This window comes from Anaerosacchariphilus hominis (assembly GCF_014290175.1).
Taxonomy (GTDB): domain Bacteria; phylum Bacillota; class Clostridia; order Lachnospirales; family Lachnospiraceae; genus Laedolimicola; species Laedolimicola hominis.
This window is the reverse complement of sequence record NZ_JACOOR010000001.1, coordinates 254,911-272,703: the sequence shown is the minus strand read 5'-3', so window position 1 is coordinate 272,703 and position 17,793 is coordinate 254,911. Positions and strand designations below refer to the sequence as shown.

Sequence of the window (17,793 nt, the reverse complement as noted above, 5' to 3'; positions counted from 1 at the left end):
ATCGAGTTGCTTAAAAAAGCCAGTGTTTATGCGGGTTTCAGCGATTTCGATTAGTCTTTTGATAACAAATTGATAACAGTCATAGCAAGTGCCATTATTCTTGTTATCCAGTGGTTTATGGGTAACGGAACAATTAACAGGTGGCTTGCAGACTAAAGTTCGGAGCTTGGCTCTGAACAAATTCCATATTATAAACTAAGCCCTTAGCTGTGGTTAATAACCATAGTTAAGGGCTTTTTTGTCGTTGCCAAAGCATCTGTAGGGAGCTGCCAGTGGCAGGTCCTGTAGGTGCTTATTTATCTTTCAAGTGGTCTTTGAATGCTTCCACGAGAGCGTCACTTAATTCCTGTGATGGAACTTTTGCCCAACGCTGTGTGGTGTCGAACTCTGGATAATGGTAACGCCAGTTATCGTATTCTTCTCTGTTGATTTCTTCGGAAGATAGCTTGTCTGCCTGTTCTTTCCAAGCATACAGCATTTTGAGGAGTTCATATGCTTCTCTGCCTTTGTCCTTGTTGACCTTTAAGCATACCTCTCCGTCTGCTTCACTGACAGTAAGACCGTAAATATCTTCAAGGGTAAACAGAGTGTGCATAAGACCGATATAGCTGTCTATGTCAGGAACATCAAGAGCCTGTGGAGAAACATCAAGCACCTGTGCCAATGCATTTGTAAGGTCTGCTTTCGGTTTGCGTGTACCAGTTTCGTACTGTGCCAAACGCACATCAGCACTCTTTTCTGGAAAACCGATTGCTGTACCGAGATACTTTTGTGTCATACCACGCATTAGTCTGAAAAAATGTATTCTTTCGCTGATAGCCATAATGATACGCTCCTTTTATATTTAGTGAAATAAGTATAGCAGAAATGTTTAGTGGAAGTCAAGAAAAACCGAAACAAAAATGTTTAATATTTTCTTTGCAACCACTTGACAATAGCAAATATGTTTAGTAAAATAAATTACGAATTAAACAAATATGCTTAATGCGACAACTGAATGACCGTCCGAAAAGCCAAACCGCCAAGACCTCGTCGGAGCAAGTTCCGTATCGTTCGCTTGTGTGCAAGCACAAAAGCTCATTCGCTGCACTGCTCCTCCTCTTCCCCAAAAGTCTCCGACTTTTCGGGAACCCCTATACGAGCGAGCGCCTGATGTACTGCGGTGCATTGGGACAGCACAGCGCCTGCCGACAAGCAGGAGTGCCTGTTGGAACTTTAACACGGAGAAAGCGGCAAGCAAAAAATTATTTTAAGAAAGGAAGAAAAAGGATATGGAAAACAGATTTATCCGAGCCGAAGATGTGGCTCAGGAACTAAACGTATCAAAACCTTATGCATATAAACTCATCAGACAATTAAATGAGGAATTGAAAGCAAAGGGCTTTATTACGATTGCAGGGCGTGTAAATCGCCAGTATTTTTACGAAAGGCTCTACGGAGCAGGAAAGGGGGAAATGTAAATGCCGGTATTTAAGAATGAAGATAACGGTACTTGGTATGTGATGGCAAGGTATGTGAACTGGAAAGGGGAACGCAAGCAGAAATGCAAGCGTGGCTTTGCTACCAAACGAGAAGCACAGGAATGGGAAAGAATGTTCAAATTGCAGACTTCTTCAGACCTTGATATGAGTTTTGAAGCCTTTACGGAGCTTTATATCAATGATGTGAAGAACCGTTTGAAGGAAAACACGTGGCTTACCAAAGAGCATATCATACGCACAAAGATACTTCCGTATTTCGGGAAACTGAAAATCAGCGAGATTTCCACAAAGGAGATTATTACTTGGCAGAATGAAATGCTTGCCTATCGTGATGAGAAGAAAAAGCCTTATTCACAGACGTATCTGAAAACGCTGCACAATCAGTTGTCCGCCATTTTCAATCACGCTGTCCGCTACTATGAACTGCGTTCCAATCCTGCGGCAAAGGTGGGAAATATGGGACGTGAGGAACACAAGGAAATGCTGTTCTGGACAAAGGAAGAATACAAGAAATTCTCTTTTGAGATGATGGACAAGCCTGTTTCCTTTTATGCGTTTGAAATGCTTTACTGGTGCGGTATCCGAGAGGGCGAGCTGTTAGCTTTGACTCCGGCAGATTTCAACTTTGATAAGGAAACAGTCACAATCAATAAATCCTATCAGCGTTTGAAAGGGCAGGATGTGATTACTTCTCCGAAAACGAAAAAGAGCAACCGCACGATTAAAATGCCGAAGTTTCTGTGTGAGGAAATGAAAGAATATCTCGGTATGCTTTACGGATTGAAGAAGAAAGACCGTATCTTTACGGTGACGAAAAGCTATCTTCATCACGAGATGGACAGAGGGGCAAAGGCGGCAGGCGTGAAGCGTATCCGCATTCACGATCTCCGTCACAGCCACATTTCACTCTTGATTGATATGGGCTTTTCTGCGGTGGCGATTGCTGACCGAGTTGGTCACGAAAGTATTGATATTACTTATCAGTACGCACACCTCTTTCCGTCAAAGCAGATTGAGATGGCAGAAAAATTAGATGATTTAGGGAAAGGAGATTTTGAAAATGTCAGCTAAGAACAGAGATAACAAAAATCGTTGGAGGAATATCACAGTAGGGTTTCGAGTATCGCCCGAAGAAAACGAACTCATTAACAGAGCTGTAGCTCTATCAGGATTGCCAAAACAGGAGTATTGTTACCGCCGTTGCTTAAATCAGGATGTGGTGGTACAGGGCAATCCGAGAGTGTATAAGGCGTTGAAAACGGAATTTGCCACAGTCCTTGCGGAACTGAAAAGGATTGAAGCAGGAAAAGGTGTGGATGATGAACTGCTGAGTGTAATAGAACTGATTTCCATTATTCTCGGCGGTTTGAAAGGAGAGGATGCGAATGGAGAATAAAAAAGAAATGACTATTCCAAATGTATCTGCGGCAACAGATGCGGAACAGTCACTTTCCAAATGTACTGACAATAGTATAGTCAATCAGGATACGGATTTCAAGGGGTACGAGCAATCTTTTGAAGAAATGCAAAGGGAAATACTCAGACAGTTAGACCCTTCCTATCTGAAAACAGTATCAATGACAACGCTGTATGATACGGTGTTTGAGGTTCAGACACCACTTATCGACGGTCTGCTCCAAAGGGGAACTTACCTTTTCGTAGGTTCCCCGAAAGTGGGAAAGAGCTTTATGATGGCACAGCTTGCCTATCATATCAGCACAGGCACACCGCTTTGGGAGTATAAGGTGCGTAAGGCAACGGTGCTTTATTTTGCCCTTGAAGATGATTACCCACGTTTGCAGAAGCGATTGTTTCAGATGTTCGGTGCAAAGGAGACAGGCAATCTGTATTTCGCAACGGAATGTAAAACGGTCAATGGCGGACTGGAAGAACAGATAAGAGGGTTTATGAGGGAACACCCAGACACAGGCTTGATTATCATAGACACCTTAAAGCGTGTGCGTGAAGCAGGCGGAGCAGATTACAGCTACGCAAGTGATTATGATGTTGTGGCAAGGCTGAAAGCGTTGGCAGACAGTTACAAGGTTTCAATGCTTATTGTTCATCATACACGCAAACAAAAATCGGAAGATATATTCGATATGATTTCAGGCACGAATGGTCTGATGGGTGCGGCAGACGGTGCATTTGTTCTCAGTAAGGACAAGCGTACTTCCAACAATGCCACACTTGATGTTGCTGGCAGAGACCAGCAGGATATGAAAATCCATCTTGTAAGGGACAGCGAGCGATTGGTGTGGAACTTTGCAAAATCGGAAACGGAGATGTGGAAAGAACCGCCCGAACCTCTGCTTGAGAAGATAGCGGATACGCTCTTTTCGGAAAGTGACAGATGGGAAGGAACTGCTTCGGAACTTTGCGAAAGGCTTGCGGTGGATATAAAGCCGAATGTACTTTCTTTAAGGCTCAGTATCAACGCAAGCAGGCTGTTTCGTGATTACGGTATCCGTTATCAGAACAGCCGCACACACGACGGAAGAAAGGTTTCACTTTGGAAAGAAACCGAGCAGACGGCGTGACAAACGGTGTCAAAGGTGTCAATGTTTTTGAGAGCAGCACGCTGTGAAAAACATTGTCACCATCGTCACACTTTGACACCGGATAAAGTTTAGGGGAGTGTGCAGAGAGTGCCTTTTCAAAGGCGGCTCTTTGGTCTCGCCTGCTGGCTCGGTCGGTTCGCAGGCGTGTGTGCCACCGGCACACGCTCACCCCTCGGAGAGCCTTCGGAGAACGCAAAACCTGTTTACAGGTCGCATTTTTGATGGGTGTACCCGTCAAAAGTGCTTTTGCGTTACTTTTGACAAAAGTAACAAAACCTGAGAATGTTGAAATTTACAGATGGGAGATGAAAAAATGCAGAGAACGATAAGTGCAATGGTCGGTAAAGGCTCGGTCAATCACAATAGCCGAAAGTTCCGAGCAGAAAATGTAGACGGAACTCGTACTCATCTCAATATCGACTACTGCAATGAAAATATAAAGACAGTTTATCACGAATTGTTTGATGAAGCATTGGAAAGATACAATGCCAAGCAGATAAGGTCAGACCGAAAGATAAAAGATTATTATGAAAAAATCCGAAGTTCCAAGCAGGAAAAACCGTTCCACGAAATCATTTTACAGGTGGGCGGTAAGGGAAATATGAACGCCGATACGGAAAACGGAGAACTGGCAAAGCAGATTTTAGATGAATACTATCAGGGTTTTCAGGAGCGAAATCCACAGCTTCGGGTGTTCTCGGCTCATCTGCATATGGATGAAGCTACACCACATCTGCACATAGATTTTGTACCTTTTACCACAGGCAGCAAGCGTGGACTTGATACAAGAGTGTCACTAAAGCAGGCTCTTGCAACGCAAGGTTTTAAGGGCGGCAGTCGTGGCGATACGGAGTGGTCGCAATGGATACAGTCCGAAAAAGAACAGCTTGCGGCGGTGATGGAACGTTATGGGATTGAGTGGGAACATTTAGGCACACACGAAAAACATCTTTCTGTTTTGGATTATAAAAAGCAGGAAAGAGAAAAAGAAGTGGCGGCATTAGGTGCGAAAATCGAGCAGAAACAGATTGAATTTGATGTGTTGTCGGAACGAGTATTGAACTATGATAAGGCAAAAGACGAGCTGTCAAATCTTGAAATAGAGCTTGATACTGCACCGAAATATCAGTTGCCAGAACCAGAGAAATTTATGACTGCAAAGGCATATAAAACCAAAATGGCAGAGCCGGTTGTAAGGAAATTGAAGCAACTTGTCAAAACGGTGCTTGCCCGCTGCTTTGAGGGGTGGGACAACTATCATAGGCTGAATACAGCGAATGCACAGTTATACCGCACCAATCAGCGTTTGGAGAAAGTCAATGAAAGATTGACCGAAGAAAACAAAATCCTAAAAGCAGAAAATAAAGATTACAGCCTGCTCCGTAAGGTTTTTGGTCGCAAACAGATAGATGATTTGTTGGAGCAGGCAAGAACAGTTAAAGGTCGCAAGCGTGATAATACACGATCACGATAGACAAAAATCACAGGAGGAAAAGGAAAATGACAAAGACAATTTTTGAAGAAATGGGCGGAACTTATAGACAGGTGGGTGATTATTTATTGCCGAACATCACAGTACCAGCCGAAGAAGAAATAGAGCCGATTGGTTTATGGGGGAAACGACATGCAAGGCATTTAAAGGAACACTATAAAGTGTTATATATGAACCTGCTGACAAGCGGAAAGCTGCATAGTTATCTTGCAGAAGTCGATAAGCAAGCAGAGGATATGTTTCTTCGACTGGTAAAGGAATATGCCGACAGACAAGATGTGACGGAACAATTAAAGAAAGATAATCCCTACGAATGGATTGGAAGAATGAATAATATTCAGGCTTGTGTGAGGGAAGTTGTAGGAACGGAGTTGATTTACACATAAGCGTTTTACGGTATGGTGCTCCTGCGTTTGCTGGAGTGCTGTGGTTGTGGTTGTAAAGAGGTTGTGAAAGATTGAATTTCGTAATGGTTGGATGTATAATTAGGAAGTGAAAATTTTAATTTGCACTTCCATAAGGTGAAATGTATTGACAAAAAAAATACAGTATGATAGTATTGCCATTAGAAGAAAGAAAGGCACATTTTGTGTAAGGTGAGGAAATGATTAATAGATAATTTGATTTAAGTAAGACACATATAGTTATTGAGCCTGTAGAGAATAGGTTTGTTTTGTGTACGCTTAAGTTGGATTATCGCAAGAGGCATTTCCTTTGTTTTCCTTTTGGAAAAGAAATAAGGGGCTATTTAGCGAGTCTATTTTTGCGTATGCAAAAAAGACTCGTTTTTGTGTGTTCAAAATAATAATTGGCTCAGACTTCGAAAAGGAGAAACTTTAATGTTGCAGATAAAAAAATTAAATTTAACACATAAAAAAGACCTGAGAATAATTCTTAATGATTTCAACCTTGTGCTAAATGATGGAGATAAGGCAGTTATTATTGGAGAAGAGGGAAATGGGAAATCGACATTAATGAAGTGGATATACAATCCGTCGCTTGTAGAAAACTATATAGAAGCAGATGGGGAAAGGATAATGGGACACGAACGTCTTGGTTATCTTCCGCAGGAGATGCTCGATGAAGATAAGGAAAAAACAATATACGAATATTTTTCTGAAGAGGAAATATTCTGGGAGAAAACGCCTAAAGAATTGTCTGTTATTGCGGGAAAATTTGGAATGAAAAATGATTTTTTCTACAGTAACCAGACAATGGGTAGTCTTTCAGGAGGCGAAAAAGTCAAGACACAACTTATGAGGCTTTTCATTCGCGATGTTTCTGTGCTGTTGTTGGACGAACCTTCCAATGACATCGACATTGCGACGCTTACATTACTGGAAAAAATCATAAATGACTGGAAGCACATTGTGCTTTTTATTTCACACGATGAAACGCTGATAGAGCGTACTGCCAACATGGTGATACATATCGAGCAGATTATACGAAAAACAAAGGCGAGATATACCGTGGCAAAGCTTCCCTATAGACGCTATGTGGAAGAACGGCTTCATAAATTTGAAATCCAAAAACAGCGGGCACTGAGTGACCGTAGGGAGAAAAAGATTCGCGATGAAAAATATCAAAGAGTTATGCAGAGTGTACAAGGTGCATTAAGAAGTTGTACCAGACAAGCACCGTCTGTTGCCAAAAACTTAAAGGACAAAATGCATACGGTTAAGGCAATGGAACGAAGATTTGAAAAAGAAGATGAAAATATGACTCAGATGCCGGAACAGGAAGAAGCAATCTTTGTCAAATTAGGGGATGAAAACTCACACATTCCCGCAGGAAAAACGGTCATAGAATATGAACTTTCAAAGCTTGTGACTCCGGATGGCAAAAGAATTTTAGCAGAAGGAATTCATTTAAAAATAAAAGGTTCAGAAAAAATCTGTATGATAGGAGCCAACGGGGCAGGAAAAACGACTCTTCTAAAAAAGATAGCGGAAGAACTCCTAAATCGGAATGACATTAAAGCAGAATATATGCCTCAAACTTATGAAGACCTGCTGGATTTGGATGTTACACCGGTTGATTACCTTGATAAAACAGGAGATAAAGAAGAGCGTACAAGAATTAGAACATACCTTGGTTCACTTAAATACACACCAGATGAAATGGAGCATCCGATTCGGGAGTTATCAGGCGGACAAAAGGCGAAAGTGCTTCTCTTGAGGATGAGCTTAAGTGGTGCAAATGTTCTTATTCTGGATGAACCGACAAGAAATTTTTCACCATTGTCCGGTCCGGTAATAAGAAAAATGCTCCGAGAATTTCCGGGGGCTGTCATTAGCATTTCTCACGATAGAAAGTATATTGAAGAGGTGTGCGATAAAATATATCAGCTAAATCCTAATGGATTACAGCTAATTGGTGATTGATAACAAAAAGGATGAAAGACTGACAAATTTCAGGCTTTTAGTGAGTTGGAAAGCATACAAAGATTTGAATTTGGAGGATAGATTATGGTACGTACAGAAGATGCATGTGAAATTATAAAATATGCTTTGCAAAACGAAATTAAAGTATATTTAGATGGCGGATGGGGTGTTGATGCACTTCTTAAAAGAGAATCAAGAATACACAATGATATTGATTTGTTTGTTGAACTGAAACATTATCATGATTATATTTATGTGATTAAGCAGCATGGATTTGAGGAAGTAAATACTGATTATACAACGGATGGTCATACTGTCTGGAAAGATGATAAACAAAGAATCATTGATTTACATTGTTTTGAATTTACAGATGACGGAATTGTTTATGAGGGAGATATATTTCCATCAAAAACTTTTTCCGGTATTGGAAAAGTTGGAGATATAACTGTTTCTTGTATTGAACCATTGAGTCAGGTAATGCTTCATTTGGGATATGAACACGATAAAAATGATGTGCATGATGTGATGCTGTTGTGTGAAACATTTCAAATAGCAATACCAGATGAATATAAGGAAAAGTAAAATTTCAGTTTTGTGTTGAATCTCTAAGCAAAATAGCTTATAATTTGACATGCTACATATAGTTATTATCCACAGTTATCGAGTAGGTGTTATCAATGCCGATAACAAAATGATAACATTAGCTCGTATAGGCAGGATAATATGGATATATCAAATAATCAAAAGAACGAGAAACATTACAGAGAATAATTCCTAAACAAAAAGCGTTAGTCTTTGTAGAGTTCGAATAACGGATTAAAATGCCGAAAGCCTGTATTTATGCGGGTTTCCGGCATTTGTTTTATCAAATGGCTCTAGTTTGGCTCTATTTGTGGGCGGAGTAATATATAATTATTGCAGAACAGATGCAAACAGCCATAGCAGAGAACAGCCGGACGGCACTTGACCAGAATGAATATGAAAGAAGATATGCCGACCTTGCAGAAAGGTACAATACCATCAAATCAGAGTATGACAAGATTTCAGAACAGATTGAAAGCAAAAAGGCTCAGAGAGAATTATTCAAGGGATTCATCCGGGCATTGGAAAAGCAGGGTGCTGTGTTAGAAGAATTCGATGAGGGACTTTGGAGCAGTCTGGTGCAGGAAGTGGTGGTAAAGTCAAAGGATGATATACTATTCATCTTTAAGAACGGATTTAAGATAAAGACGAGATAAATTAAATCCTGATTTGACACATATTGTAATAGAAGAAAAAATCCAGAAATTTGATTATAAAAGGTCAGATTCGTCAGTAACCATCGGGCTTGGCGGGTTTGATCTTTTATATTGCAGAAATATGACATAAAATGGATATGCTAATCTGCCGATATAAGGTATAATAGGTGTGTATTATTGAGATTGAAGATATAATACTAGGAGAAATGCCTATGAGAGAATTGAGTAGTATCAGAATATTTCCATTATCTATGTTTGATTTTGAAACAGAATATATTGCAAAGTTAGAGATTGCAAATGGGTTGGAAAGTGGTAATCTTATTTCAAATTTATATTTTAATTCATATTCGATAATGGATGTTTGTAGAAAAAATCTATTTTTGTTTCAGTATAAAGGGAAAATTATAGGAAAGGCGATTGTCGACTTAAAATGGGAAGAAAGAGGATGGGGAAGAGAAGCCTTTTATTACCTAGAGGACATTATGGTCTTTGAAGACCCAATTACAAAATTTGATATTCAGAAAATTTGGAAAGATTTTAAGAAGTTTAACTCTGTTGCACAAAATGTTCCAGAGATGTATATGGATGCAATAAACAAATTATGTGAAGAAAGGGAAAAAGCACACATTCCCATATTGGGAAGTAACGAATCGTTTGTTATTAATAAGGCGGAAGGAAACAGGATTGAGTTTTATACCACAAGATATGAGAGGGTTTTAAAATATAGAGAAGCGGCAATAAAAATACACGGAACGAAATGTCAAATTTGTGGTTTTGATTTTAAGAATAAGTATGGATACATTGGGGAAAATTATATCGAGGTACATCATAAAAAGCCATTATTCTCGCTAGACGAAAAATTGATTCCTAATCCAGAAACGGATCTTGTAACAATATGTTCCAATTGTCATAGGATGATTCATAGAAAGAAAAATGACATAATAACACCAGAGAAACTAAAGAAAATAATAGAAGAGCAAAATATTAATAATATAAAAAGCACGTAAGAGATGTCAGGTGCAGGTGAATATAAAAATTTTATTATAAAAGGTCAGATTCGTCAGTAACCATCGGGCTTGACGGGCTTGATCTTTTATATTGCCAAAATATGACATAAAATGGATATTCGAATCCACCGATATAAAGTATAATAGTCAATGATTGATGGCATAAAATGAAAGGTAAAGAGACAAATGGTTGAAAATATTCTTGGAAAAAATATAAAACATATGAGAACGCTACATGGAGAAACTTTAGATGAATTGGGAAACGTTATTCGTGCATCAAAAAGTACGGTTCAAGGATATGAGAAGGGAAGACGTATACCAGATATTGCTACCATAAAAATAATTGCCGAATATTACGGAAAAACAGTTGATGAGATGATTAATAATAAATTATATGAATATGCAGAATTTGATTCCACTAAAGCAGTAAATATGGATGAAATGATAGATGCATTTTTATATATACTGCCTGTTATTGAGACTGATGAAGCCTGCAAGAACGAATCATTTTTGAAGGGTGTTACTGAAATAAAAAACATGATAGATGCATTTCGACATGGTACAGAAGTACAAGGCTTAATTATTTCAGAAATTGTTGATTACTTTATATCAGCAGTAGAGGATAACGTCATTGAGGCTGCTGCTAATATTATTTGGTGCGTATTTTTCATATGGACACAGCAGTACACAGATTTAGAGAAAATGCGAAAACTTCAAACCCGTATATGTAATGGGGAAACTGACTTAAAAGAGTTAAGATATGAATATCAAAAAGATGCAAAAAAGACATCAGCAAAAAAGAAAGACTTTATTTGTGAAATTGATAATTTGCTAATTGAACTGATTAGTGAACTTAAATTAACTGAGCAATGGTCACAACTTGGTGATTATTATTTAGCATTGAGATATGTTTTAGGATTAATTGATACAGGATATTCGGATGAGATGAACCAAATTATAGGAACGCAGATGCTCATAGCCTTTTCTCAAGTAGGAAATAAATATTCTTTAGATTTTTTTGAAACAAGCGACAGTATGTGATCTTTTTATGTATGCAATTTGCGGACTTTGTTTTGTTGATTACTTTTCTGATTGGGATTATGCTTTTCTTAACAAAACAAGAAAGGTGGTTCATATGAAGGAAGATATTATTAAATTTGGAACACAAGAAGTAGGTAAGGAATTATGCAAAAATGCGAGTATTCATTTTTCACTTGAGGGTTGGCCGTGTGCAGTAGCCTTTATTGGTTTGGGGGTTGCATATGTTATGACTATTAAGATTAAGTGCGATGCACAGACAAAACAGTTAAATAATACTGATGCAAAAAGAATAGAAAAAGTGGCATAAATGTGATGTGTTTTGAGTGTATTTACAAAGGGGGTTCAAATGAACCCCCTTTTGAACACCCCTAGGGAAATAATAGTTAAATTGTATCAAGTTCAGTGTTCCAACGAACCAATACTCCTGTGGGTATTATCCGTATTGTGACATATGCTACTGTACATTATCAAAGAACTAAAATACTAATAAAAAGCATTGTAAGTAATAAAGATGGGTGGCGTTTATGTGTAAGCATAAAGTTCATTTGTATGAAACAAAATCCCGAAGGAATTATATATACTCTTGCATAAGCATTAGTTCTTATGTTAGGATACTATCTAAGGAAAGTACCCATGACAGGGCGTTAAGCGTCCGGGGGGGGACGCTTGTTTAGCGCCGACCGGAGCGGAGCGTAGAGGTAGCCTCCCGAGTTTTATGATACCGGGCAACCGGAATACATAGGAAGGGGTGCTAGGTGCCAGTGGCACCTGTTTAGCACCGACCGAAACGGAGTGTAGACGTGGCGCCGATGACGGCTTATGAGATCATTTCGATTTTTAGCATTGCTGATGTCCTTTGGAAGCTTGATTGTAGCGTTGCTTGCCTTTCTCGATAAGAGAAACGAGAGTATGAGAAAATCTCTGTAAATAAGATTCTTCTATGATAATTAAGAGCGATAAGCTTGTGAATCAGGCTTGTCATTCTTGCTTTATATATAACAGTTGCTTACGGGCATGTCAAGAGCAGGCGGTTTCCCGCCTGTCTTCTTAACCCTTCTTTTGCTTACTCGGGTAAGCGTCCTTCGTACATAATGCCCAGTTCTCCATAAACCTGAGCCCAATCACGGATGGTGGTAGTCCATTTTTTCGTAGCCTCAAAAGTAGCCAGATACAAGGCCTTTAACAGGGCGGTATCGCTTGGAAATACGCTTCTCTGACGGTTCAGCTTCCGGTATGTGGAGTTTAGTGATTCGATCGCATTGGTTGTATAAATGACCTTCCGGACAGTGGTTGAAAATTTAAAAATTGGAGAAACAGCATCCCAGTTGTCTTTCCAGCGTTTCATGGAATTCGGGTATTTCGGAGTCCATTTTTCAGTTACACGTTCCAAGGCAGCCAGAGCCTTCTGCTCATCAGCGGCCTGATAGATGGTTTTTAAATCTGCAGCAAAGGCTTTTCTGTCCTTGTCCGGAACGTATTTCAGGGTGTTTCTTACCTGATGGACAATACACCTCTGGTATTCTGTTTTGGGAAACGCAGCTGAAATCGCTTCTTTAATGCCTGTAAGGCCATCGGCACAGATGATCAGGATATCTTTTACTCCGCGATTTTTCAGTTCGTTCAGGACTGACAGCCAGTATTTCGCACTTTCATTGTCACCAATCGTAATCGTCAGGACTTCCTTTTTCCCCTCCGCATTAATGCCAAGTATAACATAGGCTGCAAGCTTACGAATGACTCCATTATCCCGCACAGAATAGTGGATCGCATCGATGTAAAGGATTGGATATACCTCATCCAATGGGCGGTTCTGCCAATCTTCAATCTGAGGAAGTATCTTATCCGTCACATCGGATATGAAACTTTCTGATGTTTCAAAACCATAGATATCTTCAATCGTTTCCGAGATCTGGCGAGTGGTCATTCCTTTGGCATACATAGAGATGATCTTCTGATCAATATCAGAAATATCTTTCTGACGCTTTTTCACCACCTGTGGTTCAAAGGTCGATTTCCGATCCTGTGGGACCTCGATTTCCATAGAGCCATATCGGCTGTTTACCTGCTTGCGTTTATAACCGTTACGATAATCATCATTGTCAGAACGCTGGGATTTCTCATATCCAAGATGGTCATCCATTTCAGCCTAAATCATTTCTTTAATGGTGCCGCCCAGAAGATCTTTGAGTGCATCCTGGATATCTTCTGCGGTCTCGATATCGTATTCTTCGAGAAGCTGGCGGATGATGTTCCTTTTTCCTTCAGTCATTTCAACTCTGTGAACTGGTTTCTTTTGTTTTGCCATAGTAAAAGGCCCTCCTAATGATATTTATTGTATCATAGAAGGACCTTACTTAGGTTATTTTACAGAAAAAGTTTCATAGGCTCAAAACCATCATTCCGCTCAGACAGATATCAATTTACTGTAGTAATGCCGAACCTGAACTACGATGTCCCTCAAGATGTCCCTCAAGATGTCCCTCAAGATGTCCCTCAAGACAAGTTAGATGTTCAGATTGTGGACTTAATCCGTAAGGACAGAAAAATAAGTACAGAAAAGATGGCAATTGTATTAGGTGTAAGTTCTAAAACAATTAAACGCCATATAAAGAAAATGAATAATGTATGTTATGTTGGACGTGGTTTTAGCGGACACTGGGAAATCACGGATGATGAGTAATTCGTCACAAAAGACAATATGGATGACATTGTTAGCGGATGAGAAAGTGTTTCTTTCAGAAGCAGATAAGCTGTAACAGTGAAAGTTGGTGATATTATGCCTGATAAACTCACGAATAGTAAATTATATTTGTTTTTGTATACAATGAAAGAGTATCAAAGGTTTTCCGGGGAACTCTGTAGTCATGAATTAACAGCTGATTATGATGCTGAATCATATGTTCAGATTAATACCAAATTGATTTTACTACGCAAGTATGGAAGTAAAGGAGAACCTGTATTTATCGAAGAAATCTTGGATGAAATGAAGAAAACATATCCGCATAAAAGCGAAGAGGCAAGCAAGATTTTAAACGAATATCATGAAATCATTAATATGCAAATTGAACAGATATTGGCAGACGGAACAAAACTTAATCTATATCAAACAATAGAGGATGTTATGTATGGTTTATATTTGCATGCGGATGCGAATAGAATTCAAAGATTAGTGCAAACAGATGAACAGTTACGTTTTACCTGTATAAGGAAGTATGTTGAAGACTTTGAAAAAGTGTTATTTAAAATAATCAAATGTCTCAGGGAATGTGGGTTGGATGTAGAAGAAATACATAAAGAACATGCTAGCATAATTGCGTTTGGAAATCAGAGCGAAAGTCAGAATGTTGTTAATTCGCCATTTTGGTCAAATATGTATGGACACGATGCTGATGACGAAGAATTAAAACAGATATATGGACAATTAGTATCTGAGGATATTGAAATTTTAATTCGATGCAATATTTTTTTGGAAGAATTAAAAAAAGACGTTATTTCTGTAGATTTATTGGACAAATTAATTTTTCCATCTACGAAAAAGGATTGGAAAGATTATTCTGAAGCAAGAGAATTCTTTTTAGGAATAAAGAATCCTGGAATTAGTTCCAAGGTACGTTATAATGAACAACATACAATGGCATATGTTAGAATTCATCCTAATGTTGAAGATGCTTTTGTAATAAATTCGCCACATATCATAAAAGATATTTATGAAATATCGTTGGTTAAAGATCATGGTATGGTAGAATGGAAGATATATTCGTTGGGCGGTCACTTAGATTCTTACATAATTGAGAAATAGGAAATATTGATAATGGATTTGAATAAAGTACAAGTGGCTGCATTGCGTTTGATGCAATCAGATGCACGCTTTTTATATACTTTGGTGGATATACATAAAAATGCAGAAAATATAACCAGTAATTACATAATGATGTGTCAACCATATATAGGTATTTTTGTGGATGGAGCTGAGCAATGGTGCAAAAAAGTTGGATTAGTCCCACCTTCTTTTACTGCAGAAGAAAAAGTGTATTATACAGCACTAAGGCAAGGACACAAATTATTTGAAAAGAAGTATTTGGATTATTCTAAGATGCTGAATGAAAAATTCAAAGAGAGTGATAAATATTATTATGATAAAAGAACAACAATAGAGAAAATTCTTGGTTATTATAATGTTGGAACGGACTTGTGCAATGGCGAATTTTGTGGAAATACAATTATATGTGCATTACATACACCCATTAAAACGATTGGAAATGAGCAGGTTGGAAATATGATAAAGGGAATGAGCGTTATAGCGGGGAAGCTATCAGCGTATTTGGGTTGCACTGAGAATTTACCATATAAGTATAATGATTGCTTAAATGTTACTTATAAAGATTTCCATTTTTACAAGGATTGTCCTCTAAAACTGAGGACAAGTTTAGGGTTTGAATTATTCACCATTCTCTGTATTGTAAATTATGTAACAGTATTTATTGAAAAATATTTCATTGAAGAAATACCTCAAAAGTTTAAATTTGCTTATTTGCAGTATTATTACTTGTGTGATTTTATAAAGGAATTTAGCGTGGCAAATAATATTGGAATAGGATTGAATAGTTCCCTGAAAAATAGGGGTATTCGGAACTGTCTTGCACATTACGGTTTAGGTCAGTTTCTGAGTGAAGATGATGTTATTGAGGATGATGTACTAAAAGGATTAACATATAAGGCATTTGGTATGGATTACAATTCAACAAAAGAACACTTATTTGAGTATTTAAGGGAACTGACGGAACAAATTAAATATGTGATTTTTTAGTTATCCTCATTCAACTATAAATGGTGCAATCCTGTTCGAAAAAATGTGCGCTGAGAAAGCTATAGAAACTAATATTATTACAAATGGACGAAAGCTTTCTTTGGGATAGAGGATATTGGAGACATGTGTTGTTTGTTGCTACAGAGAGTAAAACAACTTGAATTTAAAGAAGAAAAACAGAGCTTTTGGAAATTTAATATAGTTATGGTGTGATTGAAAAGGAGAGTTATGTTTTGAATGAATTTGAACAGATATATAATATTAAGATGGAAATTGATCAGAATATAAGTAAGCATAGGTTATTTTTGTTAAGCAAAGAGGATGCTATAAATACTGTATTTGAAAAATTAGGAGTTTTATTTAGACTGATATTATCTGCATCTCATAATAATGTTATGGAATATATCAAGGAAAAAGTAAAAACTAATGCAGTAAATATAAGCGAAATTGACTTTATACAAGAATCTCTAAAATGGATATGCAGATGGTCATCTAAATATTGTGCTGAACAGAGTGAAAATAAAGTAAAAATATCGGCAGAAGAAATTTATGAATTGATGGGGATGGCATATTCATATGAACAATTTTATAGAATGTGGCAATTACATAATAAACAGATTGTAAAATTCAGGCAATTTGGCAATAAGTTAGAGTTTACGTATTGTAACGAAGAAACATATATGGTGCATGTTGCATATGATACATACATTAGAAAACAAGATGAGTATAAAGAACTGCAAAATGTATTAGCTTCTAGTTGTAAAAAAAAGGATTTGGAATTGATCGAACAGGTACATAAATCAGATTTTGAGTTAGGAATAAATTTTATATTTGATGGATTTGATTTAAATGATTATGAAATATTTTCTACAGCATTAAGTAATTATATTATGATGAAAATTACAAATAGTAATCTTATTATTCCAGGGATAGAGGGAATAATCAAGTTAAGAAAGGAAGAGTGGATCGAATTAATTGGTTCATTATGTGATTTGGGAAGGAAAAAAATTGTTAGTATCATTGAGTTCTTCACATATAATTATGAAGATATAAATGCAGATTTATCATTAACATATTTTTTGCCATCTAAAGATAATTTTTTGTTATTATCAGAAGGAATATTTAATATTCAGAGACCGGCGGTGAATGCCTTGAGAATACTTGCTAAAAGACAAAATAAAGCATATGAGAAAGAGCAGAACAGATTTGAAGATATTCAAAAGAAAAAATAATTGATAAAATAAATAGTAAATATTTAGTTGCTAAAAATATAACTAGAGAACAACAAATTAGACCTGGAATGGATGCTATAGTATATGATAAAGAAAAAAAGCATTTACAGGTTATAGAATTGAAATATAAGCTTCCGATTGAATCAACAAGTGATTTAATAAATTTAGATGCTATGCTAAACAAGGCATATAATCAGATAAAAATAGCTGAGGAAATGGTAGAAGAAAACAAAACTTTCATTTTAGAGGAATACTTTGGTGAGAGTTTCAAAGGAATTATTCCTGATTTTGTTGATTATTTTGTTATAACAAATTATTCAGTAGGAACAGGCAGAAACTGTATTTTGCCATCGCCAATTATTTTAGAAAGTCATTATTTAAGTATGATGAAGTTGAATAACGGAATGTATAATGTTCATTATGCTTTGTCTGATAATGGAAAAGGGTATATACAGCATGTTGAAAAAAGATATGCGAGATATTTGTTGAGTGGATATAAAATTATGGTTCCGGAGTATTTATTCAAAATAAATGCCCCAAGGCTATAAAT

The 17,793-nt window shown here is 37.4% G+C and carries 18 protein-coding genes and 1 pseudogene; 17 read left to right on the top strand and 2 right to left on the bottom strand.

Annotated features, from left to right (window positions below; translation table 11 throughout):
- Window positions 1-292 precede the first annotated feature (292 nt).
- On the bottom strand, window positions 293-823 hold the full coding sequence (locus tag H8S44_RS01310; RefSeq protein WP_009247529.1) for a helix-turn-helix domain-containing protein: 531 nt from the start codon (window positions 821-823) through the stop codon (window positions 293-295).
- A gap of 448 nt (window positions 824-1,271) precedes the next feature.
- On the opposite strand from H8S44_RS01310, the gene H8S44_RS01305 reads away from it, so the two are divergent.
- The 12 genes from H8S44_RS01305 (at window position 1,272) to H8S44_RS01250 (ending at window position 11,511) form a co-directional block, all read left to right on the top strand.
- Window positions 1,272-1,460 (top strand): helix-turn-helix domain-containing protein, encoded by a 189-nt coding sequence (locus H8S44_RS01305; protein ID WP_009247528.1) that lies wholly within the window; start codon window positions 1,272-1,274, stop codon window positions 1,458-1,460.
- Window positions 1,461-2,552, top strand: a complete 1,092-nt coding sequence (locus H8S44_RS01300; RefSeq protein WP_009247527.1) for a site-specific integrase — start codon at window positions 1,461-1,463, stop codon at window positions 2,550-2,552. It abuts the gene before it with no gap.
- A complete protein-coding gene (locus H8S44_RS01295; RefSeq protein WP_009247526.1) occupies window positions 2,542-2,877 on the top strand; it encodes a plasmid mobilization protein in 336 nt (111 codons plus the stop codon). Before H8S44_RS01300 ends, H8S44_RS01295 begins: the two co-directional genes overlap by 11 nt.
- On the top strand, window positions 2,867-4,021 hold the full coding sequence (locus tag H8S44_RS01290) for an AAA family ATPase (RefSeq protein ID WP_009247525.1): 1,155 nt from the start codon (window positions 2,867-2,869) through the stop codon (window positions 4,019-4,021). Before H8S44_RS01295 ends, H8S44_RS01290 begins: the two co-directional genes overlap by 11 nt.
- A 355-nt stretch (window positions 4,022-4,376) precedes the next feature.
- Window positions 4,377-5,516, top strand: coding sequence for a plasmid recombination protein (locus H8S44_RS01285; protein ID WP_019190307.1), 1,140 nt, complete (start codon window positions 4,377-4,379; stop codon window positions 5,514-5,516).
- Window positions 5,517-5,542: 26 nt separating this feature from the next.
- Window positions 5,543-5,920, top strand: a complete 378-nt coding sequence (locus H8S44_RS01280) for a TnpV protein (RefSeq protein ID WP_009247523.1) — start codon at window positions 5,543-5,545, stop codon at window positions 5,918-5,920.
- 453 nt (window positions 5,921-6,373) lie between these two features.
- A complete protein-coding gene (locus H8S44_RS01275; RefSeq protein ID WP_009247522.1) occupies window positions 6,374-7,918 on the top strand; it encodes an ATP-binding cassette domain-containing protein in 1,545 nt (514 codons plus the stop codon).
- 84 nt (window positions 7,919-8,002) lie between these two features.
- Window positions 8,003-8,500: a nucleotidyltransferase domain-containing protein gene (locus tag H8S44_RS01270; protein WP_009247521.1), complete on the top strand. Its 498-nt coding sequence runs from the start codon at window positions 8,003-8,005 to the stop codon at window positions 8,498-8,500.
- Window positions 8,501-8,844: 344 nt separating this feature from the next.
- Window positions 8,845-9,156 (top strand): hypothetical protein, encoded by a 312-nt coding sequence (locus H8S44_RS01265; RefSeq protein ID WP_186872858.1) that lies wholly within the window; start codon window positions 8,845-8,847, stop codon window positions 9,154-9,156.
- A gap of 212 nt (window positions 9,157-9,368) precedes the next feature.
- Entirely contained in the window at window positions 9,369-10,163 is a 795-nt protein-coding gene (locus tag H8S44_RS01260) for an HNH endonuclease (protein ID WP_186872859.1), read from the top strand.
- Window positions 10,164-10,349: 186 nt separating this feature from the next.
- Window positions 10,350-11,204 carry a helix-turn-helix domain-containing protein gene (locus tag H8S44_RS01255; RefSeq protein WP_186872860.1) on the top strand — a complete coding sequence of 285 codons (855 nt, stop codon included), beginning with the start codon at window positions 10,350-10,352 and terminating at the stop codon, window positions 11,202-11,204.
- Window positions 11,205-11,298: 94 nt separating this feature from the next.
- A complete protein-coding gene (locus H8S44_RS01250) occupies window positions 11,299-11,511 on the top strand; it encodes a hypothetical protein (RefSeq protein WP_186872861.1) in 213 nt (70 codons plus the stop codon).
- Between the two features lie 756 nt (window positions 11,512-12,267).
- Here the strand turns inward: H8S44_RS01250 and H8S44_RS01245 are convergent.
- Window positions 12,268-13,509, bottom strand: a pseudogene (locus tag H8S44_RS01245) (IS256 family transposase).
- Between the two features lie 126 nt (window positions 13,510-13,635).
- On the opposite strand from H8S44_RS01245, the gene H8S44_RS16955 reads away from it, so the two are divergent.
- The 5 genes from H8S44_RS16955 (at window position 13,636) to H8S44_RS01220 (ending at window position 17,791) form a co-directional block, all read left to right on the top strand.
- Entirely contained in the window at window positions 13,636-13,884 is a 249-nt protein-coding gene (locus H8S44_RS16955) for an AsnC family protein (RefSeq protein ID WP_186872862.1), read from the top strand.
- A gap of 78 nt (window positions 13,885-13,962) precedes the next feature.
- A complete protein-coding gene (locus H8S44_RS01235; protein WP_186872863.1) occupies window positions 13,963-15,003 on the top strand; it encodes a hypothetical protein in 1,041 nt (346 codons plus the stop codon).
- Window positions 15,004-15,015: 12 nt separating this feature from the next.
- On the top strand, window positions 15,016-16,011 hold the full coding sequence (locus tag H8S44_RS01230; protein ID WP_186872864.1) for a hypothetical protein: 996 nt from the start codon (window positions 15,016-15,018) through the stop codon (window positions 16,009-16,011).
- A 233-nt stretch (window positions 16,012-16,244) separates the two neighbouring features.
- Window positions 16,245-17,243, top strand: a complete 999-nt coding sequence (locus H8S44_RS01225) for a hypothetical protein (RefSeq protein ID WP_186872865.1) — start codon at window positions 16,245-16,247, stop codon at window positions 17,241-17,243.
- A gap of 68 nt (window positions 17,244-17,311) precedes the next feature.
- Window positions 17,312-17,791, top strand: a complete 480-nt coding sequence (locus H8S44_RS01220; protein WP_186872866.1) for a hypothetical protein — start codon at window positions 17,312-17,314, stop codon at window positions 17,789-17,791.
- The last annotated feature ends 2 nt before the right edge of the window (window positions 17,792-17,793 follow it).